The organism is Micromonospora sp. NPDC049282 (genome assembly GCF_043197045.1).
In the GTDB taxonomy this organism is placed as follows: Bacteria; Actinomycetota; Actinomycetes; order Mycobacteriales; family Micromonosporaceae; genus Micromonospora.
In genome coordinates this window covers 183582-207382 of record NZ_JBICSL010000004.1, presented here as the reverse complement: position 1 = coordinate 207382, position 23801 = coordinate 183582, and the positions used below count along the sequence as shown (strand labels likewise).

The following is a 23801-nucleotide window of genomic DNA, read 5'->3' as shown; positions in this document are numbered from 1 at the left end:
CGGACGGCGGGCATCGCCTGCCCTGGCGAGCGAGTTCCCGCCGGACGGCCCACCGGGGGAGCGTCCGGGTCAGGGAGCCTCGACGACCTCCTGGCCGAGCGGCCAGAGCGCAGCCGGAACCAGCTTGAAGTTGGCCACCCCGAACGGGATGCCGATGATCGTCACGCAGAGCGCGACCCCGGCGAGGATGTGCGACAGGGCCAGCCACCAGCCGGCCACCAGCACCCAGAGCACGTTCGCCAGACCGGAGGGGACGCCTGCGCCCGGCTTCGGCACCAGCGTGCGGCCGAACGGCCAGAGCGCGTACGAGGCGAGGCGCAGCGAGGCGACGCCGAACGGGATGGTGACGACCAGGACGAAGCAGATCAGGGCGGCCACGCCGTAGCCCAGGGCCAGGACGAAACCGCCGCCGAAGACGAGCCACAACAGGTTCAGCAGGAAGCGGATCACCACTCCATGGTGCCCGACGCCCGCAAGCGACCAATGGGCCCGGCGTTCCCGGCTAGCGTCGGGAGCGGCGGCCGGACCGGCCGCCCGGAGAGGAGCCAGCCGTGACGGACCGGTCGACCGAAGGCGTCACCCGCACCGAGTTGCAGCGTGCCCACGCCGAGGTGCCCGGTCGCCTGATCGTGCAGACCCTGTTCCGGATTCCGGTCGGCCACGACTCAGGACGGCACAGCCATCCCGGCGAGGAGGTCGGCTATCTGATCCAGGGCGACATCGTCATGGAGTTCGACGACCGGCCGGCGCTCGGCGTGGCCGCCGGAGAGCCGTTCCTGATCCCGCCGGGCGTCGTGCACAACGCCCGCAACGTCGGCGACGTCGAGACCCGGATGCTCTCCTCGTACTTCGTGGACGACAGCCAGCCCCTGGTCACCCCGCACTGAGTTCGGTCCGGCCCGGCGCTGTCAACAGGGCCGCCACGGCGTGGGCGGTGCCCGGATGCGCGGCGAGCAGCGTCGAGACGCCACTGCCGGCCGGCGGGCCGTGCACGGCGGGGGAGCGCCACGGCGCGTCGCAGCCGAGCAACGCGGCCACCGCGTCCACGGAGTCCGGGTGGGCGACCAGCACGTCGGCCAGCGGGCCCGTCCGGCCCGGCGGAGCCGGTGCCGGCGGCGGCGGCGCGGTGGGCGCGGCGGCCCATGGCGGCGTCCAGCCGTCCAGCGCGGGCAGCGTGGCGGGGAAGGTGCGCTCGGCCTCGCGGACCAGCAGCGGCACCAGCTCCGGACCGTGCTCGCGCAGTGTGGTGATCAGGGTGGGCAGCCAGGGCAGCAGCACCGGGTCGGGCAGCCCGGCGAACGCGGCGGACATGGTCTCGACCACGAACGGCGCCAGCCCCGGCACCGGGTCGAGGGCGTGCACGAACCCGGAGAGGTAGTGCGGGAACGCCGGCACCACAAGCGGGTTGGCGAGCAGCTCGGCGCAGCGCTCGCGCAGTTGCGCCAGCGGCAGCAGGCCGAGCTGGTGGCGGGCCGCCCAGAGCAGCGCGAGCTTGGCCGGCGCCTCGGGGTGGGCCTGGGCGACGGCCAGCTCGAGCTGGGAGCGGTCGCAGCCCAGCGACAGCGCGAGGCTCTCCAGGTGGAACAGGAAGCCGAGCATCGCGCCGACCTGGCGGACGCCGGTCGCCTCGTCAACGAACGCGGTGGGCAGCAGCGTGCAGTAGTGGGCGTAGCCGGTGGTGACGAACGCCCGGCACCAGGCGGGCAGCGTCGGGGCGGTGGTGCGGTGGTGGGCGAGCAGCCGGCGGATGCGGCGCAGCACCTCCGGCGCGTCGTCGACGGTGCGTTCGGCGGCGAGCAGCTCCACCGCCCGCGCGCCGATTTCGTCGACCAGGCGTGGACTGTCGAGCAGGCGGATGGCGTCCTCGACCGCGGCGAGCGCGCGGGCGGCGGTCGCGTCCGGGGCGCGCACCGCGCGGCGGAGCCGTTGCTCCAGCACCTGCTCGACGGTAACGCCCTCGTAGCCCAGCTCGATGAGGGCGCGCTGGTTGCGGCCGAGGGCGAGGTCCCAGCTCTCCTGGGTCGAACGGTGGCCGAGGCGGCGCTCGCCCATGATCGGGCGGACCGCGTCGGCGGGCAGCAGGTGCCGCAGCATCCAGAGCAGGTCGGAGCAGGATTCCAGCGCCGGGTCGCCGCGCAGGTCGAGCAGCGCGCGTTGCACGGTGCGCCGTTCCAGGTCGAGGCCGAGCGGGCGGAGCCGGTCGAGGACGTCGCGGGCCAGCGGCGGCAGGGAGTCGTAGCCGACCTGGCCGATCCGGTCGCCGCCGAGCAGGATCTCGCAGAGCCGGCGGACGTCCCGCCGGCCGGGGACCACGTCCTTCTCGATGCAGGTGACCGCGGCGTCGGCGAAGTCGTACGGCGTGGGCCGGGCCCGGTTGCGCAGGTTGGCCAGCAGGATCGAGGTCTCGAACACGGCGATCGCGTCGGCGGTGCTGGCCAGGTAGCCGTTGCGTCGGGCGAGCCGGACGATGTCGACGCACCAGCCGCGCAGCTCCGCCTCGTCCAGCTGGTCGAGCGCGGGTGGCGCGGCGAGGAAGCCGGTGAGCCGGTCGGTGGTCGCGTCGGGCGGCGCGGTCGCGGTGCTCGCGCGGGAACGTCGCCCCTTCTTCCCGGTCTGCTGCCCGGCCAGCCGGAACGGTGTGAGCCGGGTGCGGCCGATCGCGGCCGTCCAGTTGGCGGCGGCGATGGAGACGGTGCCGGGGGCGAGCCCGAACTGCGCCTCGATGGCGGAGTGGCTGGACGGGATGAGGCCGTAGCGCCAGCGGGTGCCGGTGCGGGGGCTGATCGGGAAGTCCGGCGCGGTGGAGTCGAGGCCGAACTGTTCGACGCGGCTGGCGGCGTGGAAGGCGCCGCAGACGTAGAGGCAGTCGGCCGGGTCGGCGCCGGTGGCGGTGAGGTGCTGGCGCATCCGGGTCCACATGTGGCGCTCGCGGTCCTCGTCGCGGTCGTCCCGGGCGGACCGGCTGGGGCGCAGCCGGCGGAACAGGCTGCCGATCAGCACCATGACCTGCCGGTAGGTGTCGTGGTCGGCGTCGGCGAGGGGGCGTTCGACGTACTGGTCCCACCACTCCGACCAGTGCCGCACCTTGCCGTGGTGCAGCAGGTAGGACTCCAGTTCGGCGAAGCGGGGGCGCAGGTCGCCGATCTCCAGCCCGACGGCGTCGCCGTGCAGCGCGGCGTCCTCGTCGGCGGTGGACGTCGGGTCGGGGCCGGCCGGCTGGTCGTCGCGGGGGGTCCACTGGTAGACGTGGTCGGTGGAGCGGTCCACAAGCACCAGCTCGACGCCGGGGGTGTCCAGCGCGTACGCGATGGCCTGGTATTCCGCGGAGGCCTCGGTGATCGGGGCGATGACGCTCAGCGGGCTCCACTCGGTGGGGAAGCCGTCGAGTTCGGTGGCGAACGCCTGCACGGCCACCGGCAGGCGGCAGTTGCGCAACTCGTCGAGGAGGGGGCGCAGGTCCTCGCAGAGCTCGAGGTAGATGACCTTGGGTGGGCGGGCGCGCAGTCGCCGCGCCATGGCCAGCGCGGACGCCGGGGAGTGGTGGCAGACCGGGAAGATCTCCAGGCGTTCGCCGAGCGCCCGGTCGACGTCGTCGACCATGCCGGCGAGGATCCCGGCGAGCGCGTCGGGGGAGCCGGCGAACGCGGCGGCCGCGTCGGTGAGCTGTTCGCGCAGCGCGCCGAAGAGGCCGGTCGGGGCGGGCGCGGTCATGCCAGCGACGCGATCGCCTGGCGGCCGCCGTCCAGGAAGCCGTCCCATTCGCCGCCGTCGGCCTTGGCGCGGGGCTCGACGACGCCGTGCAGGTATTTGTTGAGGATGGCGAGGTCCTCGGGGCTGCGGCGGGCCAGCGAGCCGACCAGCGAGCCGGCGAGGGTCTGGGCGCGCAGGACGCGGTCGCCGAAGAACTGGCTGTGCAGGACGGCGTCCTCCAGCACGCCGATCTGCTCGGCGGTGGACAGCGCCGACTCCAGCTTCTCGTCGTCGCTGGTGGCGGCGGAGGCGGCGGCGCGCAGGTCGGCGAAGCTCTGCAGCAGGATGTCCAGCAGGGTCGGGGGCACCTCCAGCTCGATGCGGTGCCGGCGCAGCAGCTCCTCGGTGCGGAAGCGGACGATCTCGGCCTCGCTGCGCTTGTTGGTCACCACCGGGATGCGGACGAAGTTGAACCGGCGCTTGAGCGCGGAGGACAGGTCGTTGACGCCCCGGTCGCGGCTGTTGGCGGTGGCGATGATCGAGAAGCCGGGCTGGGCGAAGACGATGTTGTCGTGGTCCAGCTCCGGGATGGAGACGTACTTCTCGGACAGGATCGAGATGAGCGCGTCCTGCACGTCGCTGGTGGAGCGGGTCAGCTCCTCGAAGCGGCCGATGACGCCCTGCTCCATCGCGGTCATGATCGGCGAGGGGATCATCGACTCCCGGGACTGGCCGCGGGCGATGACCATGGAGACGTTCCAGGAGTATTTGATGTGGTCCTCGGTGGTGCCGGCGGTGCCCTGCACGACGAGGGTGGAGTTGCGGCAGATCGCGGCGGAGAGCAGCTCGGCGAGCCAGCTCTTGCCGGTGCCGGGGTCGCCGATGAGCAGCAGGCCCCGGTCGGAGGCGAGGGTGACGATGCTGCGTTCGACGAAGCTGCGGTCGCCGAACCACTTCTGCGGGATCTCCCGGTCGAGGCCGTCGGCGCGTTCGGAGCCGAGCACGAACAGCCGGACCATGCGCGGGCTCAGGCGCCAGGAGAACGGCTTCGGCCCGGTGTCGACCGACTCGAGCCAGGCCAGCTCGTCGGCGTACTTGACCTCGGCGGGTGCGCGGAGCATGTCGGACATCAGGGGTGTTCTCCTAGGTGAGGAAGTTCTTGAGCTCGGTGACGAGCTTGCGGATGTGGCCGGAGATGACGGGGGTGCCGAGGTCCTTGAAACGCTGCCGGAACCAGGGGTTGACGCTCTGGTGGCCGGAGCTGTTGACCGAGCCGACGGGGATGAACCTCACCCCGGAGCGGTGCACGGCCTCGATGCCGTCGAACAGCGGTTGCGAGCGGTCGAACTCGTAGAAGTCGGAGATCCAGACCAGCACGGTGTTGCGCGGTTCGGCGATCTTGGGGCGGGCCAGGGCCATCGCGACCGGGCCGTCGTTGCCGCCGCCGAGGTTGGTGCGCAGCAGCACCTCGAACGGGTCGTGCACCCAGGGGGTGAGGTCCAGCGCCCGGGTGTCGTACGCGATCAGGTGCACGTCGACCTTGGGCAGGCCGGCGAAGATCGAGGCCAGGATGGTGCAGTTGACCATCGAGTCGACCATCGAGCCGGACTGGTCGACGACCACGATGAGCCGGGCCGGGGTGGTGCGGCGGGCGGTCCGCCGGTAGTAGAGCCGGTCGACGTAGAGGCGCTCGTCGTCCGGGCTCCAGTTGGTCAGGTTCTGCCAGATCGTGCGGTCCAGGTCGAGGTTGCGGAAGACCCGCTTCGGCGGCACCGAGCGGTCGACCGCACCGACGGTGGCCTGCGCCACCTGGGTGCGCAGCACCTCGGCGACCTGGTCGACGTAGCGGCGGATCAGCGACTTGGCGTTGGCCAGCGCCACCCCCGACAGGTTCGCCTTGTCCCGCAGGAGCTGCTCGATCAGGGACATGCTCGGGGTGAGCCGGGCGGCCAGCACCGGGTCGGCGAGCACCTCCCGCAGCCGCATCCGGCGGACCAGGTCGCCCTCGAGCCCGGCGAGCGTGGCGCCCAGGCCGGCGCCGTCGCGGCGCAGCTCGCCGGGGGAGACGCCGCACGCCTGCTCGAACCAGCCGGCATCGGCCTGCCAGCGCGCCAGCTGCCCGGCGCTGACCTCGCCGGCGCCGGTGGCGAACACGTTGAGCAGCAGTTTGGACGCCAGCGCGGCCCGGCGTACCTCGGCCTCGCCCGGGTGGAACGGCCCGGCCGGGGCGTCGGGGTCGGGGGTGAGCAGGCCGCGCAGCTCGTCGGCCAACGCCGGGAAGCGTTGGACGACGGTGTCGACGGAGACGGTCGGGTCGAGCAGCGCGGCGGGCAGGCCGAGGTCGTCGACCACGGCGACGCTCGCGGACTCCAGCGCGGGCTGCTCGTCGGGGCTGAACAGGCGGGCCAGCAGGCGCCAGTAGAGCACCTGGCGGCGGTTGGCGTGAGCGCGGTCGTCGGTCATCGGCGCAGCAACCGTCCCGCGCGCTCGCGCAGCACGGCCACGGCGTCGCCCGCCCTGGCCTCGGCCTTGGCGGCCTTCACGTCGGTGACGCCGCACGCCCAGTCGCCGTTGTGCGCCTCGACGGTCTGCCGCTTGACGGTGGCCCGCACGGCGAGCGGTTGCACCTGCCAGCGGCCGGCGTCCCAGCGGAGCAGGCCGAGGCAGGTGGTGGCGGCGGCGAGCAGCGCCGGGGTGAGCGGGCCGGCCGCGGGCAGCCGGTCGGCGGCCAGCGGGACCGCCCGGCCGTCGAGGTCGACCACCAGGTCGCCGTCGTCGCCGCGGACGACCCGGCCCTCGACGAGGACCGGTTCGGCGATCGCGGCGGGATGGCGTTGCAGCGGCGGGACCGCGGCGGCGGTGGCGCCGGCGAGCAGCACCCGGGCGGTGGCGAACGGGTCGGCCGGCTCGGCGAGCTCCGCGCGTGCGTCGACCCAGTGCAGGTCGCCGCCGTGCGCCGGCAGGTCGGTGACGGTCAGCGCCCGCCGCTCGGCCAGCGCCTTGAGCAGCACCGGGTAGGCCTCCAGCAGTCGCCAGCCGGCCGGGCCGACGATGGTGGCCACCTTCGCCGCGCCCACGGTGACCCGGACCAGCCGGGGCGTGCCGCCGTCGGCCGGTTCGAGCAGGGCGTGCAGTTGCGCCTGGAACGCGGTGTCGTGCTCGTGGACGTCGACGCCGAGCGGCAGCAGCCGGCCGGACACCGGCTCCGGTGACGTGGCCTCGGCGGTGGCGGCGCCGGCGGCGAGCAGCACGGCCCGGGTCCACAGGTCGGCCCACCGGCGGGCCGGCGTCCGCGTCGGGTCGGTCACCGGCAGGCCGGCGCGCAACTCGGCGGCGAGGCCGTCGAGCAGCACCGCGAGGCGACGCAGCGTCGGCTCGGCGAGCGCGGCCTCCACCGGCGCGGCGGCGTCGGAGAGCAACTCGTGGTCGGCGCCGCGCCAGCCGGCCAGCGCCAGCTCGTGCAGCCAGGCCCGGGCCCCGGCCCGGGCGGGGGCGGCGGTGGACGGGGCGCCCGGACCGCCGCGTTCTTCGTCTCCGGCGGCCTGCCGGTGCGCGGCGTCGCCGGACTGCGGCGTGCCGGTCGCGGCGGCCCACCGGGAACGGGACCGGTGCAGCGCGGTGTCGAGCCGGTCCAGCAGCGCGTCGTGGACGGCGCCGAGCAGCGCCGCGCGGGCGCCGGCGAGCACGGCCAGGTGCTCCTCGGTGAGCGCGCCGGTCGTCGCGGCGCGCACCGCCTCGCCGGCGCGGTCGGCCAACGGGGTGCCGCCGACCGCCCCGGCCAGCGCCGCCCAGGCGGCCGCGTCCGGCTCGCCGATGCGGGCCAGGCCGCGGGTGAGCGTGTCGTCGACGCCGTCGACGACGGCGAGCGCCTCGGCCAGCCCGGCCGGCGCGTCGTCGTGGAGCTGGGCGAGCTGCGCGGCGAGCATCAGCGCACCGCCGCCGTGGCCGGGAACCAGTGCAGCTCGGGCACCGGCGCGGCGCTCGGCGGGACCTCCAGGTAGGCCAGGTGGCGCAGGAAGCGGCTGAACACCACCGCCGCCGGGCCGGGCTCGTGGCGCGCGTCGGTGCGGGCCAGCAGGTCGGCGCCGCTGTCGACGCCGTCGCCGGCGTCGATGCGCAGGTAACGGGCGACCTGCTCGACGCCGTACTGCAGCACGGCCTCGTCGGCCAGCGCGTGCAGGTGCTTGCAGAGCAGGCTGCCGCGCAGGCCGCCGCAGGGCCGGTTGTTGTTGGTGCTGCAGTTGACCGCGTGGCTGCCGGCGGTCACCGAGGAGACGTAGACGCGCTCCACGTCGGACCCGCTGGACACCACCCCCTGCAGCCGCCCGTCGGCCAGTTCCACGAAGGGCACCTTGGCCAGCTTGCGGGCCCGCGCGGGAGGCGCGACCCGCAGCACGCTCCGTCGCCGCCACGAGGCGCCCGTGGGCTCCGTCATCGTTTCCGACCTCCCCGCCGGCCGGCGGCTCCGGGCAGGCCGGAACGCCGTCGCCGGCCCGTGATCCGTGCCGCTGTGACGACAAGGATCATGGACCACGGGTACGACAGGAGCGCGCCGGCTCACCCGGCGTCGAGGGCCACCAGCCGGGGCCGCAGCTCGGCCACGACCGGGTGCTCCGGCACCAGCGACGCCAGGGCGTCGGCGAGCGCCCGGCCCGGCCCGAGGTGCCGATGGTCGCGCAGCGTGTCGAGCGCCGCGAGCAGCTCCAGCCGGGCCGGTCCGGGCCGGGTCAACTGCTCCCGCACGCGCATCGGCAGCCGCGCGTACGCCTGCGCGCGGAACGCCGGGTCGGTCATGCCCGGCACCGCGAGCAGCAGGTCCACCAGCTCGCCGTCGGCGCCTGTCGACGGCGGGCCCCCGCCCGCGCGCGGCCGGGGGAGCGGAGCCACCGGCGGGCGGTCGTCGTCGCGGGCCAGGCGCAGCAACGCCTGGCGCAGCACGCCGTAGGACCGGTGCTCGGGCGAGTCGGGCCGGACGATCGTGAAGTGGTCGCCGGGCAGCACGCCGGCGTCGGGGAACACGCTGCGGGCGGAGGCCGGCGACACCACGGCGTCGCTCTCGCCCGCGAAGGCGAGCACCCGCATCGAGGGCTCGGCCGGGTGCACGATCCGGTGCAGCACGGCGCGCTGGGCATCGAGGACGGCGGCGTTCAGCGGCCGCAGCTGCCGCTCCTGCGGGTTGGCGCGCAGCAACGCCCGGCGCGCGGAGAGACCGAGGTCGGAGCCGGCCGTCGGGCAGGCGTACATCAGCAGGAGGCGGATCCGGGCCAGGTCGGGGTCGTCGTCGGTGAGCATCCGGGCCAGGGCCCGCTGCGCCACCAGGCCGCCCTGGCTGTGCGTGACGAGCGCCAGCCGGGGCCGGTCGGCCAGGTCGTGGCGCAGGAACGTGCGCAGGCCGTCGGCGACCTCGTCGAACGTCGGCACCTGCCGCAGCGGGCGCCAGGACAGCAGCGAGGTGGCGTACCGGAACGCGTGCGTCTCGACGTCGTCGAGCGCGGGGTCGGCACGGATCAGGTCGCGGAAGGCCGTCCACACCCGATCCGAGGACAGGAAACCGTGGACGAACACCACAGTGGTTCTGGCCACGACGTCACGCTAGCACCGCGCCGCACCCGGACGCCGCCACGGAAGCCGCCGCGCCACGCCACGATTCTTCGGCCCGCCGACCGTCCGGGAGGCTCGCCACTATGGATAATGACTCCCCGTGAATCAACCGTACGCTGTCGACGTCGACTCGGAGCTGATCGATCTGAAGCCGGTCGATCTCGCTCGGCTTCCCGAGCTTGACCAGGAGATTCTCGGCCCGGTCATGGGCCGGCTGCTGCGCCGTGTCGACGATCCCGAGAGCATCACCAGTGGTTACAATCCGCAACGACTCGACTGATCTCGCCCACCCGGGTGGAGGAAGCATGACCGTCACGCAGCCGATGGACGAGCTGGCCCGGCACCGGCTCGCCCGCCACCACTTCGGGGTCCTGGCGGCGGGCGGCGGCGACGCCGGGACCGTCGAGGAACTGCTCGCCGCCGAGCACAGCTGGCGGCTGCTGCAACTGCGCGCCGTGCTCGACGCGGTGGCCGGCACGCCGGAGGTGGCGGGTCCGCTGCCGCCGGTGGCCGAGGCGTGGGCCCTGCTGGTGGCGGCGCAACGCCGCGCGCCGGCCGAGGTCGACCGGCTGATCGCGCACCCGCACGTCGGCACCTGGGCCGGGTACGTGCTGCGTCGGCTGCGCGGCTCCACCGTCACCGCCGACGGCCCGCTCTGGGCGGACCTCGGCTACCTGCACGCCCTCGCGGCCGTGGCCGGGGTACGCGCGGGCCTGTCGTTCGCGTTGCGGGTGCCGGTCCGCGACGGGTTCGCCGCGCTGCCCACGCTGGGCGGCGCGGTGCTGCCCGCGGCGCACCGGTGGACGGTGGCCGAGGTGGCCGGCGCCGACGGCGGGGCGACCGTCTCGCTGGACGGTCACCGGGTCGCCTTCGACGGCGCCGGCGGGGGCGCCGACGGGTGGTTCGCGCTGCCCACCGTCCGGGCCGAGGCCGGCGGCCAGACGCTGACGGTCGGCCTGGACTTCCTCGACCCGTACCGCAACCTGCGCAGCCCGACCCCGCCGGACCTGGACACGGTCGCGGCCATCGACCGCTGGCGGACGCTGCTCACCCAGGCGTGGGAGCTGCTCGTGCGGGTCTGCCCGGAGCGCGCGGCGCCGATCGCCCGCGGCCTGTTCTCGGTGGTGCCGCAGCGGCCGGCGGAGCGGTTCCGCACCATGAGCGCGTCGGCCGGGGACGCGTTCGGCAGCATGCTCATCTCGGAGCCGGAGGACGCGCCGGAGCTCGCGGTGACGCTGGTGCACGAGTTCCAGCACATCAAGCTCGGTGGCCTGCTGCACCTGACGCCGCTGCTGACCGCCGAGCCGCCGCACCGGCTCTACGCGCCGTGGCGGGACGACCCGCGCCCGCTGGGCGGCCTGCTGCAGGGTGTGTACGCGTTCGTCGGGATCACCGAGTTCTGGCGGGCGTACCGTCCGGTGGCCACCGGCGCCGGGGGGCCGGTGGCGCACTTCGAGTTCGCCCGGTGGCGGCGGCAGGTCACCGCGACGCTGGAGATGCTGCGCGCCCGGCCCGAGCTGACCGACGTCGGGCGGCATCTGCTGGACGGCCTGGCCGGCACCGCCGCGACCTGGTGGTCCGAACCGGTGCCGGCGGAGGCGCTCGCCGCGGCCGACGCGGCGGTCGACGACCACCGGGCCCAGTGGCGGCTGCACCACCGACGCCCCGACCCGGCGGTGGTGCGGGCGTTCGCCGAGGCCTGGCAGGCCGGCGCGGCCCGCCCCGACGCGGACTGTCCCGAGCCACCGGTCGTTGCGGACGCCGCCGCGCGGCGCCTCGACACCCGCGCGGTCCTGCTGCTGTGGCGGCTCACCGACCCGGAGGGCTTCGAGCGGCTGCGCAAGGACCCGTCGACGGTCGGTGAGCGGGTCACCGGCGCCGGCCCGGCCGACCTGGCCTACGCCGCCGGCGACACCGCGCAGGCACACCACCTGCATCTCGGGGAGCTGGCCGGTGGTTCGGACACCCCGTCGGCCTGGGCCGGGCTGGCGCTGACCAGCGCCGCCCTGGGTCTCGACGAGGCGGCAGCGGCGCTGCGGAGCCGCCCCGAACTGGTCCGGGCCGTGCACCGGCGGGTCGCCGCCGGGACACCGGCCGACCCGGTGGACCTGGCGGCCTGGATCGGGCCGGCCCCTTCCGCCGGGTGAGCCGGCCCGCCCGGTGGCGGTACGCGAGGCGCCACCGGGGCGGGCCGGCTAGAGCGGCATCGGGTCGAGGTCGCAGTCGCCCCGCCGCGCCGGGTCCAGGCCGGCACGGGTCGCCGGGTGGGCGTCGCCGAGCGTCCGGTGGAACGTCGGGCCGATCTCGTCGAGCAGCGCCCGTCCCTCCGCCACCCGCTCCAGCGCGATCAGGTCCATCGCCAGGTTGCCGAGCGCGATCAGCGTGGTCGGGTGCTCCGGCCCGAACACCTCCCGCGCCCGGTCCACGGTCGCCCGGTCCAACTCGTACGCGGCCCGGTGCTCCTCGAGCACGTACAGGTCGTTGCCGAGGTTGATCGAGGCGGCCAGCGCCAGCGGATGGTCCGGGCCGAGTCGGCGGGTGAGCACGGCCAGACCGGCCTCGTTGACCGACCGGGCGAGCCCCGCGTCGCCGCGCAGCCGGTGCACGATCGCCGCGTTCGCCCGGGCCGCCACCGTGTACGGGTGATCGTCGCCGAAGAGCCGCTGGTAGCTCTCGCCGATCTCCTCACTGAGCCGGGCCGCGGCGGGCAGGTCACCGGTGGCGCGCAGGTCGACGGCGAGGCCGAACGCCGCGAGCAGCGTGTCCGGGTGGCCCTCGCCGTAGCGGGCGGCGAAGCCGTCGCGTACCTCCTGGGAGAGGGCACGGGCGGTGACGTGGTCGCCGGCCTTGCGGACCGCGGAGGCCAACCGGCGGCGGGCCAGCAGCGTCTGGGTCTGCGCGCTGCCCCAGACCAGCGGCAGCCGGTCCACCACGTTCTGCATCTCCGCCCGGGCGGGCAGGTATTCGCCCAGCTCGCGGCGGTCGATGATGAGGTTCAGGTGGGATTCCAGGGTCTGCGCGTGGTCCTCCCCGAACAGCAGCACCCGGTGCGCGTAGGTGGACCGGTCGACCGCGAAGGCCCGCCGCATGTCGCCGGTCAGGCGCAGGCTGACCGCGAGGTTGTGGGCCGCGTTGAGGGTGCTCGGGTCGTCCTCGCCGAGCAGGACCACGTGCCGGCGGTAGACGTCCTCGTCGATCTCGAGGGCCTGCGCGAAGTCACCGGCGACGCGCAGGTCGGCGGCGACCGCGCCGAGGGCGCTCAGCAACTCCTCGGTGTCCTCGTCGGTGGCGCTCTCGTGGGCGTGCAGGATCCGGGTGTTCAGCTCGGCGGCCTCGGAGTGCCGGCCGAGGCGGTAGAGCATGAAGCCGAGCCACTGGCCGATCCGCAGGGTGGTCGGATCGGTCTCCCCGAGCCGCTGCCGCCAGGTGTCGTACGCGTGCCGGGACAACTCCAGTGACGCTTCCATGTCGCCCCACCAGTAGAGGTAGCGGGCCTCGTTGTAGATGAGCTGGTGCACCCAGCCCTGGGCGGACTCGACCGCGCCGGAGACCAGCACGTGCGGGTAGAGGTCGGCGTAGCTCGGCCAGTTGGCCGGCGTGTCCGGGTCGTTGCGGTCGCCGGTGGCGAGCAGCCGGTGGGCGCTGGCCCGCATGGCGTCGCGCTCGGCGGCGTTCATCCGGTCGAGCAGAACCGCCTGGATCAGCCGGTGCATCTGGATCGAGTTGGTCCGGTGGATCACCCGGGCCAGCGCGTACCGGTTGATGTCGCGGATGGCCCGGCCGAGCCGCATCGGGTCGCGCAGCGCGCCGTTGAGCTCGGGGTGGATGTCGGCGTTCTGCGCGCCGCTGAACAGGGTGCGGGGGATGGGCTCGGGGGCCAGGAAGGAACACACCTGCAGCAGCCGGAACGCGGCCGGGTTGGCGACCACCAGCCGGTCCAGCGAGACGTTCCAGGCGGCCGCCACGGGCAGCTGGTAGTCCATCGGCGGGGCCTGTTCGAGCAGCTCGACCCGCTTCTCCTCGAACACCCGCAGGTATTCCTCGGCCGGCATGCCGGTCTCGGCGCGCCAGGCTGCCGCCTGCTCCAGGGCCAGCGGCAGGTCGCCGAGCGCGTCGGCCAACCGGTCGGCCTCGTCGTCGGTGAGTTCCGGGCCGCGCCGTCGCAGCAGCTCGACGCTCTCGGTGCGGGTGAAGACGTTCACCTCGAGGGTGCGGGCCATGGTGGCCCACTGCGGATTGCGCGAAGTGATCATGATGCTGCCGGAACCGCCGGTGGGCAGGTACGGCAGCAGCACCTCCGGGCTCTCCGCGTTGTCGAAGATCAGCAGCCAGCGCGGGTAGGGCCGGCCCAGCCGCAGCGCCTCCTGCACGGCGAGCCGTGCGCTGCCCACGTCCGGCCCGGCGGTCAGGTTCATCCGGTGGGCCAGCTCGACCAGCGAGGCGCCGATCTGGGTCGCGCGTTCGGCCGGGATCCACCAGATCAGGTCGTACTCGCCCTGGTGCTGGTAGACGTACTCGACGGCGAGGTGCGACTTGCCCACGCCGCCCATGCCGTGCAGGGCGTGCGGCAGCACCGCCGTGGTGCCGCCCTGGATCTGCCGGTGCAGCAGGGTCAGCAGGTCGGCGCGGCCGGTGAAGTTCGGGTTGCGCGGCGGGACGTTGCCCCAGACGGCGGGAGTCCGGCCGGGGGTGCTGGCGTCCACTGGGGTCGTCGACAATCCGGCTCCTTCGGCGGGGACGCTACGGGGGACGTCGGCATCGTCGCCTCTGTCCATGATGACATTCGTACCCTGCGATGCGGGAGTGTCGCGGACGTCGCGTTCGTCCGGCGTGTCCCGCTCCAGCGCGTTCCGCAGCCGCCGGGCCCGACCCAGGTAGCGGCCGGAGAGCGCGCGCAGCACCGCCATCTCGACCTCGGCGTCGGCGGCCGGCCCGGGCCGGCCGAGCGGGGCGCCGTCCGGGTCGGACAGCACCGGCCCCCACGCCGCCAGCTCCGGCCGGTCCGGACCGAGCCGCGCCGCGAGGGCCCGCAGGATCCGGACCGTCTCCGCCCGCCGGCCGATCGCCAGCAGCTCCTCCCGGACCCCGGGCCGGAAGTCGAAGCCGAGGCGCTGTGGCGCCGGCCCGACCAGCGGGCCGGTGAGCACCTCGGCGAGGTGCACGTCGCCGGCCTCGGGCACCACCTCGTCGCGGACCGCCGCGATCGCCGCCGGGTCCAGCGGCGCCGCCGCCAGGCCGGTGGCCAGCCGCAGCGCCGCCGGTGACGCCCAGGAGACGAACTCACGCACCGCCGCCGCCGGATCCCACCGCTGTGGGGGACGCCGGTCGGGAGGCTGCGGCGGCCGGGGGTACGCGAGGACGGCCGGCAGGTCGACCCAGCGGGGGTGACGGCCGGCGACCAGGTCCACCCAGGCGGCCAGCCAGCGGGGCCGCAGCTCCACCACGGGCACCGGCACCGCGTCCGGCTCGGCCGGGCGGCCGGCGTCGGCCCACGCCCGCAACGGGTCCGGCTGCCGGCACCACAGGCGCGAGTTCGGCACCCCGGCCCGGGGCGCCCGCAGGCCCATCCGCTGCGCGGCGAGGCCGCCCCGGTGCCACATCTGCTGCGGCAGCAGGTGCACCACCGCCACCGGCTGGCGCCGCGCCCACGCGTGCAGGTGCGGCAGGGCCGCGCCGGTACGCCAGGCCGGGGCGGCCCCGTCGGAGAGCACCAGGACGATCCGGTGCCGCCGTACCGCGGGCAGTCCCGCCGCGGCGGGCACGGCCGGGCCACGCCGGCTGCGGCGCAGCAGGACCTCCTCGGGGCGGGTCCCGTCGGTGGCGAGGTGGCAGACGCGCACGTCGTGGAACGCCACGTGCCGGCGCAGCAGGGTGGTGAAGGTGCGCACCCGGGCCGACCAGACCGTCATCGAGGGGTGCTCGTCCACCACCAGCACCACGTCCCAGCGGGCCCGCGCCGCCCGCCGCAGCACCGGCCGGACCAGCCCCGCCTCCGCCTGGGCGGCGGTGGCCTCCTGGTCGTACACGAACAGTTCCCGCGGCGAGACCAGCCGCCGGAACGGGCGCAGCACGTCGGCGAGGGGCTCCTCGCCGACGGCCGCGGCGCCGGGGTCGGCCGGGCCGGCGGAGAGCCGGGCCGGCAGGATCATTCCGGGTCCGCCGTCGGCCCGCCGCGCCACAGCACCTCGGCGAGACGGTCCCAGTCCGCGGCGTCGTCGGCGTCGGCGGCGGCGAGCTGGACCGCGTCGAGCAGCTGGTCCAGGGTGGGCGCCTCCGGCCCGTGCCGCCGGTCCAGGAACGCCCGGACCAGCCCGGGGGCGCCCGGGGGGCGCGCGACGAAGTGCGCGTCCACCATCCGCAGCAGGGTGGCCTCGTCCGGGTCGGCCAGCCGCAGCCGCAGGCAGTGGCGCAGGAACGCCGGCGGGAACACCCGGTCCTCGGTGCAGGTCATCACCACCAGCGGGAACTCGTGGCAGCGGACCCGGCCGCCGCGCACCGTGGCCCGGCCGCCCGGGTCGGCGGTGTGCACGGTGACCTCGGGGCTGCGTCCGGCCGCCCGGACCAGTTCGGGGATCTCGAACCCGCCGTCGTCGAAGACGGTGCGCAGTTGCTGGGGCAGGTCGATGTCGCTCTGGTCCAGCTCGTCGACGAGCAGCACCCGGGGCGTGCGGTAGGGCAGCAGGGCGGTGCCCAGCGGCCCGAGGCTGAGGTGCTCGCCGAGCTCGTCGCCGACGGAGCGGTCGTGGCTCTGGCCGGCGCGTACCCGCCCGAGCGGGTCGTGCTGGTAGAGGCCGGCGCGGACGGTGTCGTGGGTGGTCACCGGCCAGTGCAGCACCCGGCCCAGGCCGAGTTCCCGGGCGATCCGGTAGGCCAGGCTGGACCGGCCGGACCCGGCGCGGCCGGTGACCAGGAGCGGGCGGCGCAACAGCAGCGCGGCGTTGACCACATCCACCTCGCGCGGATCGGGGAGCGCCGCCGCCGTCGCCGTGCCGAGCCGCCGTTCCAGGTCCGGATCCTCGCGGGGCGCCGGCGGCTCGTCCGGCCCGCCGTCGAAGGCGCGCCAGCGCGGCGGCGCCGGCCAGCGCCGGTCCCGCTCGGCCGGGTCGAGCGGCTCCCCGGTGCCCCGGTAGACCCGCCACCCGGCGGCCCGCGGGGCGTTCACGCCGGCCGTCCCGGTCGGTCGTCGGGCCGGTGCAGCTCCGGGGTGCGTTCCGGATCGTCCCAGAGCACCACCAGGTGGCGGCCGCTGTGCCGGTCGGCGTGCGGCTCCAGGGCGAGCGCGTCCAACCGCGCCCGCCGGGCGTGCACCGGGAGGCGCGCGATGCGTCCGTCGGCGGTCATGTCCCGGATCTCCTCCCAGAACTCCGTGTCGGACGGGCGGGTGCGGTGCCAGACGATCACCGGTAGCCCCGCCCGCAGGGCGGTCATCACTTCCTTGAAGCCGAGCGGGTTCGCCGGCGTCGGCGGGGCGCTGAGCAGCAGGGTCGACCAGCGCGGGTCGGCGGTCAGCTCGGCCTCCAACCGGGTCAGGTACGCCGAGCCGTCCGGCCGGCTACGGAAGAGCCGACTGTGCGCCGGCTCGGCCTGGAGGTGTTCCCACCGCCGTCGCCAGGCCCGGTGCCACTCGGGTTGCCGCAGCCGGTTGAGGCTGCGCACGACCACCGGGTAGTCCATCGCCAGCACCTTCTGCTCCAGGTGGACACTGGCCGGCTCCTTGCGCCACCAGGCGACGTCCTCGTTGAGCAGCTCGACCGGCAGGACCAGTTCGACGGCGACGTCGGCGCGCCGGTCGGACCACTCGATCTCCATCTGGTGGACGATCCGCTCGACGGTCGCCTCCAGGCCGGCGTACGGGACGTCGGTGAGCTGGCCGTGCCGTCGGGAGTGCCACCCCTGCGCGCCCTGCCACTGGCGGTAGTGGGAGACGGTGTAGACGGCGCTGCCCGGGGCCAGGTCCGGCTCGACCTGGATGACCAGGTAGACGTACGGCTCGGGGGTCTGGTCGCCGGCGTTGACCTGGGCCCGGCGGCGGTCCAGGTCGGCGGTCAGCTCCAGCAGGCTGGCCTGGCGCCGGTTGCGGTGCCGGATCAGCTGGGCCGTCCCGGTGTCCACCTCGTGCTCCAGCAGCACCAGGAAGAGCATGCTCGGGGGCAGCCCGCGCGCCGGGGCGTTCTGCCCGCTGAGGTAGACGAAGACGTCCCAGGCGCTGACGCACCAGGGCGGGGGCGTGGCCGTCTTGTGGTCGGTGGCCCGCTGGTAGAGCCAGCCGAGCGAGTCCGGGCGGTGGCCGGAGAGCGCCGGTCGCAGGTCGGTCCAGTCCTCGGCGGCCAGCAGCTCGAACGCGTCGACCTCGTGCCGCAGCCGGTGCAGCGGGCCGAGCTGGGCCGCGGCCGGCTCGAAGAGCGCGACCACGTCGACCAGGGCGGCCAGGTCGCCCAGGCAGACGCGGACCACCTCGATGCTCTGGTCGCGGGGGTTGGCGTAGTCGTTGACGCCGGGGTCGGAGAGCCGCTCGCGAAGCTTGCCCACCATGAGCCGGCGGCTGTCGGGCTCCTGGAGCAGCCGCATCCGGGACAGCAGGTCGACCAGTTCTTCCTCGATGCGGCGTCGCTGGGCGTCGCCGGGGGAGGGAAGCTGCGTCATGGGCCATCCGGTTCGTCACACGGCGGGGTTCGGAGGTCGACCGGCGCGGCCGCGCCGGCACGGCGGCGGGCGGCGGTGGACGTCCATGATCGCAGTGGGGGTGACGGTCTCACGTCGACTGTCCGGTCCCCGACACCGTACGCATCGGCATCCTCCGATCGCTGTGGCGGAGCACGCACCATTCTGACGGTGCGGTCAAGCGCCGACCACGGGCCGTGCGCGGCCGGACTCCCGCCGACGCCCAAACGACCGTTAAGCTTCAGGGGTCCGCACCCCCGGACGCCGCACCGGCTCACCCACCCCACGGAGCTCATCGCGCTATGGACGTCGACCGGATCCTGCCCACCGACGAGGCCCACGACCTGCTGGACCTCGCCACCGAGCTCGCCGACCGGGAGCTGGCCCCGAGGGCGGCCGGCTTCGAGGAGCGCGCCGAGTTCCCCCGCGACGTGCTGCGCACCCTGGGCCGGGCCGGCCTGCTCGGGCTGCCGTACGCCGAGGAGCACGGCGGCGCCGCCCAGCCGTACGAGGTCTACCTGCAGGTGCTGGAGATCCTCGCCAGCCGGTGGCTGGCGGTGGCCGAGGCGGTCAGCGTGCACACGCTGTCCTGCTACCCGCTGGCGCAGTTCGGCACCGACGAGCAGCGCAAGCTGCTGCCCGACATGATCGGCGGGGAGTTGCTCGGGGCGTACTGCCTCTCCGAGCCGCAGGGCGGCTCGGACGCGGCGTCGCTGACCACCCGGGCGGTCCGTGACGGCGACGACTACGTGGTGACCGGCACCAAGGCGTGGATCACCCACGCCCGGGTCGCCGACTTCTACGACATCTTCTGCCGCACCGGCGGTCCCGGTCCGAAGGGCATCTCCTGCCTGCTGGCCGACCGGGGCACGCCCGGCATCCACCCGCAGGCCGCCGAGCGCACCATGGGCCTGCACGCCTCGCCGGTGGCGCAGATCGCCTTCGACGAGGCCCGGGTGCCGGCCGAGCGGCTGATCGGCGGCGAGGGTGCCGGCTTCACCATCGCCATGTCCGCGCTGGACTCCGGGCGCCTCGGCATCGCCGCCTGCGCGGTCGGGCTGGCGCAGGCGGCGCTGGACTACGCGGTCGGCTACGCCCGGGAACGCCGGCAGTTCGGCCGCGCGATCATCGACTTCCAGGGGCTCGGGTTCAACCTGGCCGACCACGCCACCGGGATCTCCGCGGCCCGCGCGCTGATGCTGGCCGCCGCGCGGCTGCGCGACGCCGGCCGGCCGTACTCGATCGAGGCGGCGAAGGCGAAGCTGTTCGCCACCGACCTGGCGATGCGGGTGACCACCGACGCGGTGCAGGTGCTCGGCGGCGCCGGGTACGTCGCCGACCACCCGGTCGAGCGGTACATGCGCGAGGCGAAGGTGCTGCAGATCGTCGAGGGCACCAACCAGATCCAGCGACTGGTCATCTCCCGCGCCCTCGCCAGGTAACGGCTAACCTGTCGCGGTGACCTTCCCCCGGATCACCGTCGACCCCGACGTCATGGGCGGCGCGCCCTGCGTGCGGCAGTCGCGCATCCCGGTGGCCACGCTGCTGGCCATGATGGCCGAGGGGATGTCCGTCACGGACATCCTCACCGACCTGCCGTTCCTCGACGAGGAGGACATGGCGGAGGTGCTGAACTACGCCGCCGACGCGGTCCGCGACCGCACGGCGCGCTGAGCGTCACGACGGCGGGGCGGGTACGCCGTGGGAGCGCTATCTCCGGTAGGTTGCACCGCGTGGAGGACATCGACCGCGCCATCGTCGCCGCGCTGACCGGCGACGGTCGGCTGTCGTACACGGACCTGGCCGAGCGGGTGGGCCTGTCGGTGTCCGCCGTGCACCAGCGGGTCCGTCGGCTGGAGCAGCGCGACGTGATCAAGGGGTACGCCGCACGCGTCTCGTTCGAGGCGCTGGAGCTGCCGCTGACCGCGTTCGTGGCGATCCGGCCGTTCGACCCGTCGCAGCCCGACGACGCGCCGGAGCGGCTGGCCCACCTGCCCGAGATCGACTCCTGCTACTCCGTCGCCGGGGAGGACTTCTATCTCCTGCTGGTGCGGGTGGCCGGTCCGGCCGACCTGGAGCGGCTGCTGCAGGAGATCCGCATCTCCGCCAACGTCACCACCCGCACCACCGTGGTGCTCTCCACGCCCTACGAGAACCGGCCGCCGAAGATCAGTGCCGAGCTGCCTGGTCGGGGGCGGTCCCGCTCGGCGTCGGAGCCGGCAGGTTCCACCGCTGGATGACCGGCCGGCCGTGTTCGTGACCGAGCACGCTGAGCGTGGCGGTGTCCAGGCGCAGCAGCCCGCCGGCCGAGGGCGGCAGCCCGATCCAGCGGGCCCCGAGCACCCGCAGGCTGTGCCCGTGCCCGACCAGCGCGACGCTGCCGCGGTCGAGCAGCGGGGTGACCCGGGCGAGGACCCGGTCGAGACGGGCGGCCACCTCGTCCGGTGACTCGCCGCCGGGGCCGCCGTCGGTCCAGATCGTCCAGTCCGGCCGTTCCTCCTGGATGGCCGCGGTGGTGCGTCCCTCGTACTCGCCGTAGTTCCACTCGGCCAGGTCGGGATCGGTGGCGTCGACGGTGAGCCCGGCGAGGTGCGCGGTGCGGGTGGCGCGCTGCCGAGGGCTGGACAGCACCCGCACGAAGCGCCGGCCGGCGAGCAGGGGAGCGAGCGCGCGGGCCTGCCGCTCGCCGTCGGCGGTCAGCTCCAGATCGGTGTACGAGGTGTGCCGGTGGCTGGCGCTCCAGCTGGTCTCGCCGTGCCGGACCAGCAGAATCTCGTTCACCGGCCCAGTCAACCACGCCGTCGGCGAGGTCGCCGGATCAGTCATCGTGGCGCTTCGGACGCGTGTCCCTCTCCGGCTCCATGCCTTACAACCTATTATCCTAGGATGCCTTAGCGGTTGTGCGTAACCACGCAACGTTTGACCACCCACGCACCGGGAACGCAGGCGGCGCAACGCTCAGCCGGACGAGGAGGGCGACATGAGCTTCACCGATAAGGCGAAGAACAAGGCCCAGGAGATGAGCGGCATGGCCAAGGAGCGCATCGGCGACGTGACCGACAACGAGCGGTTGCGTGCCGAGGGCGCCAGCGAGCAGAGCACGGCCCGCGCCAAGCAGGCCGGGGAGAACGTCAAGCAGGCCGGCCGCGACGTCAAGGACGCGTTCGAGAAGTGACCACGAGCGAAGGCGGGCCACCGGATTCCGGTGGCCCGCCTTCCTGTCCGGGAGCGCGGATCAGTCGTCGCGGTGGGCGTGCCACCAGGACTGACCGGACTCGGGCAGGGTGTCGATCGGGTCGTAGTAGGCGTAGCGCTTGTTGAGCGCCTCCAGATCGGCGGACTCGATCGAGGTGCGGTAGTTCTTGGTCCAGTAGGAGATGCCGCGCTCGCGGTCGTAGTCGGTGAGCATGTGCACCCAGCGCTTGCCGACGAACGGGACGTCGCAGACGATGCGCGGGGTCGCGTAGCCGGGCAGGTAGCCCATGATGTCGTGCTGGAGCTGCTGGGCGTGCCAGACCGGGACGCGCCAGTGCTCGGCGTTGGGGATCATGTCGCACATGTAGAAGTAGTACGGCAGGATGCCCGTTTCGCCCTGGAGCGCGAAGCAGAGGTCGAGCAGGTCGGCGTTGGTGGCGTTGACGCCGCGCATGAGCACGCCCTGGTTGCGCACGTCGCGGACGCCGACGTCGAGGGCGGTCTGGGCGGCCTTGGCGACCAGCGGGGTCAGCGACTGGGCGTGGTTGACGTGGGTGTGGATGGCGAGGTTGACGCCGCGGCGGGCGGCGGTGCGGGCGACACGTTCCAGGCCCTCGACCACGTCGGGCTGGAGCCAGTGCTGGGGCAGGCCCATCAGGGCCTTGGTGGCGAGCCGGATGTCGCGGATGGTCTCGATCTCGAGCAGGCGCATCAGGTAGGACTCGAGGTTGCGCCAGGGCACGTTGGCGACGTCGCCGCCGGAGACGACCACGTCGCGGACGCCGGGGTGGGCCTTGAGGTAGGCGATGTGGGCGTCGTAGCGGTCGACCGGCTTGAGGATGAGCTTGAGCTTGTCGACGGCGGGGGTGGAGTTGCCGACGAGGTCCATCCGGGTGCAGTGGCCGCAGTACTGCGGGCAGGTGGAGAGCAGTTCGGCGAGGACCTTGGTGGGGTAGCGGTGGGTGAGTCCCTCGGCGACCCACATGTCGTGTTCGTGGAGGCTGTCGCGGCTGGCGTAGGGGTGCGACGGCCAGTCGGTGCGCCGGTCGGAGGCGACGGGGATCATGTAGCGGCGTACCGGGTCGGCGAGCAGCGCCTCGGTGGTCATCGGCGCGAACGGCACCATGGTGTTGATCATTTGGGGCGGCACCAGCATGGACATGGTGGCCAGGGCCTTCTGGTCGGCCTCGAGGTCGGCGTAGAAGGTCTCGTCCACGAGGTCGCCGAGCACGGCGCGTAGCTGCTTGATGTTCTTGACGCAGTTGACCCGCTGCCACTGGGCGCTCTCCCACTGTTCGCGGGTGACGTGGCGCCAGCCGGGGAAGCGCGTCCAGTCGGGTTCGACCAGGGGGGTGCGGCGGTATTCGTAGGGTTGTCCGGCGGCGGGGACGGCGACCGGCGTGGAGCGGGGCGTCGGGATGGTCTCCACCGGTTGGGTCTGGGTCACGGCCCCTCCTCGTCAGCGGTGCGGGTTGATCAACCTTGCGAAGGCTACTGGAAAATCTGCGGTGAAGAAATTAGTCTGCCGTAAGTTTTCCCGCGACGCGAACCCTGGCCGGGGGTTCGGGCGGCTGGACATAGGGGGTCGTCGTGACGTCACCGGTGGGTCTGCACCGAGTCGTGGAGCCGGCGGGGGTGCTGCCGCAGGCGGCCTGGCGCCTGGACGCCGATCCGCGGATCGCGGCGAACGAGGTGCGGATCCGGGTGGAGCGGCTGAACCTGGACGCGGCGAGTTTCCGGCAGTTGGCGGAGAAGCACGGCGGGGACGGCGAGAAGGTCCGCGCCGAGGTGTTGGAGATCATCTCGACCCGGGGGAAGATGCAGAACCCGGTGACCGGTTCCGGCGGCATGCTGATCGGCACGGTGGAGGAGGCGGGGCGTCGTTCCCCGCTCGGGCTGCGGCCGGGGGACCGGGTGGCGACGCTGGTGTCGTTGACGCTGACGCCGCTGACCATCTCCGACGGGCTGGCCCGTTGGGACGGGCGCAGCGAGCAGGTGCCGTGCGACGGCTACGCGATCCTGTTCGCCCGCTCGATCGCCGCGGTGCTGCCGGCGGACCTGCATCCGGAGCTGTCGCTGGCGGTGCTGGACGTGTGCGGTGCGCCGGCGTTGACGGCGCGGGTGGTCGCCGAGCAGGTGGCGCGGCGGGGCCGTGCGGGTGACCCGCGTCCGGTGTCGGTGGCGGTGATCGGTGGGGCCGGCAAGAGCGGCTCGCTGTCCCTCGCGGCCGCGCGGCGGGCGGGCGCGGGTCGTACCGTCGGGGTGGTGCCGGTGGCGGCGGAGCGCGACGCGCTGGTGGCGGCCGGGTTGGCCGACGCGGTGGCCCTCGCCGACGCGCGGGATCCGGTGGGGTTGTCCACGGCGGTGACCACGGCGTTGAGTGCGCCGGCGGACGTGACGGTGGTGTGTGTGGACGTGCCGGGGTGTGAGCACGGCGCGGTGCTGGCCACGGCGGACGGCGGCACGGTGATCTTCTTCTCGATGGCGACGAGTTTCGCGGCGGCGGCGTTGGGTGCGGAGGGCCTGGCCGCGGACGTGACGATGCTGGTGGGGAACGGGTTCGTGCCGGGGCACGCGGAGCTGGCGTTGGAGTTGTTGCGGTCCGAGCCGGGGGTGCGTGGTCTGTTCGAGGCGCGGCTGGCGGCAGACTGAGG

The 23801-nt window shown here is 74.3% G+C and carries 19 protein-coding genes; 8 read left to right on the top strand and 11 right to left on the bottom strand.

Features of this window, described 5'->3' with window-relative positions; genetic code table 11:
- Nucleotides 1–69 precede the first annotated feature (69 nt).
- Entirely contained in the window at nucleotides 70–450 is a 381-nt protein-coding gene (locus tag ACGFI2_RS10220; RefSeq protein WP_393513691.1) for a YccF domain-containing protein, read from the bottom strand.
- A gap of 101 nt (nucleotides 451–551) precedes the next feature.
- On the opposite strand from ACGFI2_RS10220, the gene ACGFI2_RS10215 reads away from it, so the two are divergent.
- Nucleotides 552–887 (top strand): cupin domain-containing protein, encoded by a 336-nt coding sequence (locus ACGFI2_RS10215; RefSeq protein ID WP_393513688.1) that lies wholly within the window; start codon nucleotides 552–554, stop codon nucleotides 885–887.
- On the opposite strand, the gene ACGFI2_RS10210 is transcribed toward ACGFI2_RS10215, so the two are convergent.
- The 6 genes from ACGFI2_RS10210 to ACGFI2_RS10185 all read right to left on the bottom strand — a co-directional run bounded on the left by ACGFI2_RS10210 (nucleotide 874) and on the right by ACGFI2_RS10185 (nucleotide 9273).
- Nucleotides 874–3711, bottom strand: coding sequence for a hypothetical protein (locus ACGFI2_RS10210; RefSeq protein ID WP_393513685.1), 2838 nt, complete (start codon nucleotides 3709–3711; stop codon nucleotides 874–876). The genes ACGFI2_RS10215 and ACGFI2_RS10210 overlap by 14 nt on opposite strands.
- The gene (locus tag ACGFI2_RS10205; RefSeq protein ID WP_393513683.1) at nucleotides 3708–4820 is read right to left on the bottom strand and encodes an AAA family ATPase; all 1113 of its coding nucleotides are present in this window, start codon (nucleotides 4818–4820) and stop codon (nucleotides 3708–3710) included. The genes ACGFI2_RS10210 and ACGFI2_RS10205 overlap by 4 nt, the downstream gene beginning before the upstream one ends.
- 13 nt (nucleotides 4821–4833) lie before the next feature.
- On the bottom strand, nucleotides 4834–6153 hold the full coding sequence (locus ACGFI2_RS10200; protein WP_393513680.1) for a VWA domain-containing protein: 1320 nt from the start codon (nucleotides 6151–6153) through the stop codon (nucleotides 4834–4836).
- Nucleotides 6150–7616, bottom strand: coding sequence for a hypothetical protein (locus ACGFI2_RS10195; RefSeq protein ID WP_393513677.1), 1467 nt, complete (start codon nucleotides 7614–7616; stop codon nucleotides 6150–6152). Before ACGFI2_RS10195 ends, ACGFI2_RS10200 begins: the two co-directional genes overlap by 4 nt.
- Nucleotides 7616–8086 carry a hypothetical protein gene (locus tag ACGFI2_RS10190; protein ID WP_393514142.1) on the bottom strand — a complete coding sequence of 157 codons (471 nt, stop codon included), beginning with the start codon at nucleotides 8084–8086 and terminating at the stop codon, nucleotides 7616–7618. The genes ACGFI2_RS10195 and ACGFI2_RS10190 overlap by 1 nt, the downstream gene beginning before the upstream one ends.
- A 161-nt stretch (nucleotides 8087–8247) precedes the next feature.
- On the bottom strand, nucleotides 8248–9273 hold the full coding sequence (locus ACGFI2_RS10185; RefSeq protein ID WP_393513674.1) for an esterase/lipase family protein: 1026 nt from the start codon (nucleotides 9271–9273) through the stop codon (nucleotides 8248–8250).
- A 118-nt stretch (nucleotides 9274–9391) separates the two neighbouring features.
- On the opposite strand from ACGFI2_RS10185, the gene ACGFI2_RS10180 reads away from it, so the two are divergent.
- The gene (locus ACGFI2_RS10180) at nucleotides 9392–9571 is read left to right on the top strand and encodes a hypothetical protein (RefSeq protein ID WP_393513671.1); all 180 of its coding nucleotides are present in this window, start codon (nucleotides 9392–9394) and stop codon (nucleotides 9569–9571) included.
- 25 nt (nucleotides 9572–9596) lie between these two features.
- A complete protein-coding gene (locus tag ACGFI2_RS10175) occupies nucleotides 9597–11438 on the top strand; it encodes an HEXXH motif domain-containing protein (protein ID WP_393513668.1) in 1842 nt (613 codons plus the stop codon).
- Nucleotides 11439–11486: 48 nt separating this feature from the next.
- Here the strand turns inward: ACGFI2_RS10175 and fxsT are convergent, their stop codons facing one another.
- Together fxsT and ACGFI2_RS10165 are read right to left on the bottom strand one after the other, a co-directional pair.
- On the bottom strand, nucleotides 11487–16430 hold the full coding sequence (gene fxsT, locus ACGFI2_RS10170; RefSeq protein ID WP_393513665.1) for an FxSxx-COOH system tetratricopeptide repeat protein: 4944 nt from the start codon (nucleotides 16428–16430) through the stop codon (nucleotides 11487–11489).
- 19 nt (nucleotides 16431–16449) lie between these two features.
- Nucleotides 16450–17934: a hypothetical protein gene (locus ACGFI2_RS10165; protein ID WP_393513662.1), complete on the bottom strand. Its 1485-nt coding sequence runs from the start codon at nucleotides 17932–17934 to the stop codon at nucleotides 16450–16452.
- Nucleotides 17935–18254: 320 nt separating this feature from the next.
- Between ACGFI2_RS10165 and ACGFI2_RS10160 the strand changes: the two genes are divergently transcribed.
- The 3 genes from ACGFI2_RS10160 to ACGFI2_RS10150 are packed head-to-tail and all read left to right on the top strand — an operon-like array spanning nucleotide 18255 to nucleotide 20192.
- On the top strand, nucleotides 18255–19394 hold the full coding sequence (locus ACGFI2_RS10160) for an acyl-CoA dehydrogenase family protein (RefSeq protein ID WP_393513659.1): 1140 nt from the start codon (nucleotides 18255–18257) through the stop codon (nucleotides 19392–19394).
- Nucleotides 19395–19410: 16 nt separating this feature from the next.
- On the top strand, nucleotides 19411–19626 hold the full coding sequence (locus ACGFI2_RS10155; RefSeq protein WP_013286269.1) for a DUF433 domain-containing protein: 216 nt from the start codon (nucleotides 19411–19413) through the stop codon (nucleotides 19624–19626).
- A gap of 59 nt (nucleotides 19627–19685) precedes the next feature.
- Nucleotides 19686–20192 carry an Lrp/AsnC family transcriptional regulator gene (locus ACGFI2_RS10150; protein ID WP_393513656.1) on the top strand — a complete coding sequence of 169 codons (507 nt, stop codon included), beginning with the start codon at nucleotides 19686–19688 and terminating at the stop codon, nucleotides 20190–20192.
- Here the strand turns inward: ACGFI2_RS10150 and ACGFI2_RS10145 are convergent.
- A complete protein-coding gene (locus tag ACGFI2_RS10145; protein WP_393513654.1) occupies nucleotides 20122–20733 on the bottom strand; it encodes a histidine phosphatase family protein in 612 nt (203 codons plus the stop codon). The genes ACGFI2_RS10150 and ACGFI2_RS10145 overlap by 71 nt on opposite strands.
- A 199-nt stretch (nucleotides 20734–20932) precedes the next feature.
- On the opposite strand from ACGFI2_RS10145, the gene ACGFI2_RS10140 reads away from it, so the two are divergent.
- Nucleotides 20933–21127: a CsbD family protein gene (locus ACGFI2_RS10140; RefSeq protein WP_091057359.1), complete on the top strand. Its 195-nt coding sequence runs from the start codon at nucleotides 20933–20935 to the stop codon at nucleotides 21125–21127.
- A 60-nt stretch (nucleotides 21128–21187) separates the two neighbouring features.
- Here ACGFI2_RS10140 and ACGFI2_RS10135 read toward each other — a convergent pair whose 3' ends face one another.
- Nucleotides 21188–22594, bottom strand: coding sequence for a KamA family radical SAM protein (locus tag ACGFI2_RS10135; RefSeq protein ID WP_393513651.1), 1407 nt, complete (start codon nucleotides 22592–22594; stop codon nucleotides 21188–21190).
- Nucleotides 22595–22749: 155 nt separating this feature from the next.
- Here ACGFI2_RS10135 and ACGFI2_RS10130 point away from each other — a divergent pair, with 155 nt between their 5' ends.
- Nucleotides 22750–23799 carry a zinc-binding alcohol dehydrogenase gene (locus tag ACGFI2_RS10130; protein ID WP_393514139.1) on the top strand — a complete coding sequence of 350 codons (1050 nt, stop codon included), beginning with the start codon at nucleotides 22750–22752 and terminating at the stop codon, nucleotides 23797–23799.
- Nucleotides 23800–23801: the final 2 nt, after the last annotated feature.

Bases quoted from the DNA above. Each gene is read 5' to 3' on its own strand.
- ACGFI2_RS10160 (WP_393513659.1), top strand. From the start codon at position 18,255: ATGGACGTCGACCGGATCCTGCCCACCGACGAGGCCCACGACCTGCTG.
- ACGFI2_RS10210 (WP_393513685.1), bottom strand. From the start codon at position 3,711: ATGACCGCGCCCGCCCCGACCGGCCTCTTCGGCGCGCTGCGCGAACAG.
- ACGFI2_RS10175 (WP_393513668.1), top strand. From the start codon at position 9,597: ATGACCGTCACGCAGCCGATGGACGAGCTGGCCCGGCACCGGCTCGCC.
- ACGFI2_RS10205 (WP_393513683.1), bottom strand. From the start codon at position 4,820: ATGTCCGACATGCTCCGCGCACCCGCCGAGGTCAAGTACGCCGACGAG.
- ACGFI2_RS10140 (WP_091057359.1), top strand. From the start codon at position 20,933: ATGAGCTTCACCGATAAGGCGAAGAACAAGGCCCAGGAGATGAGCGGC.
- ACGFI2_RS10165 (WP_393513662.1), bottom strand. From the start codon at position 17,934: ATGACGCAGCTTCCCTCCCCCGGCGACGCCCAGCGACGCCGCATCGAG.
- ACGFI2_RS10200 (WP_393513680.1), bottom strand. From the start codon at position 6,153: ATGACCGACGACCGCGCTCACGCCAACCGCCGCCAGGTGCTCTACTGG.
- ACGFI2_RS10195 (WP_393513677.1), bottom strand. From the start codon at position 7,616: ATGCTCGCCGCGCAGCTCGCCCAGCTCCACGACGACGCGCCGGCCGGG.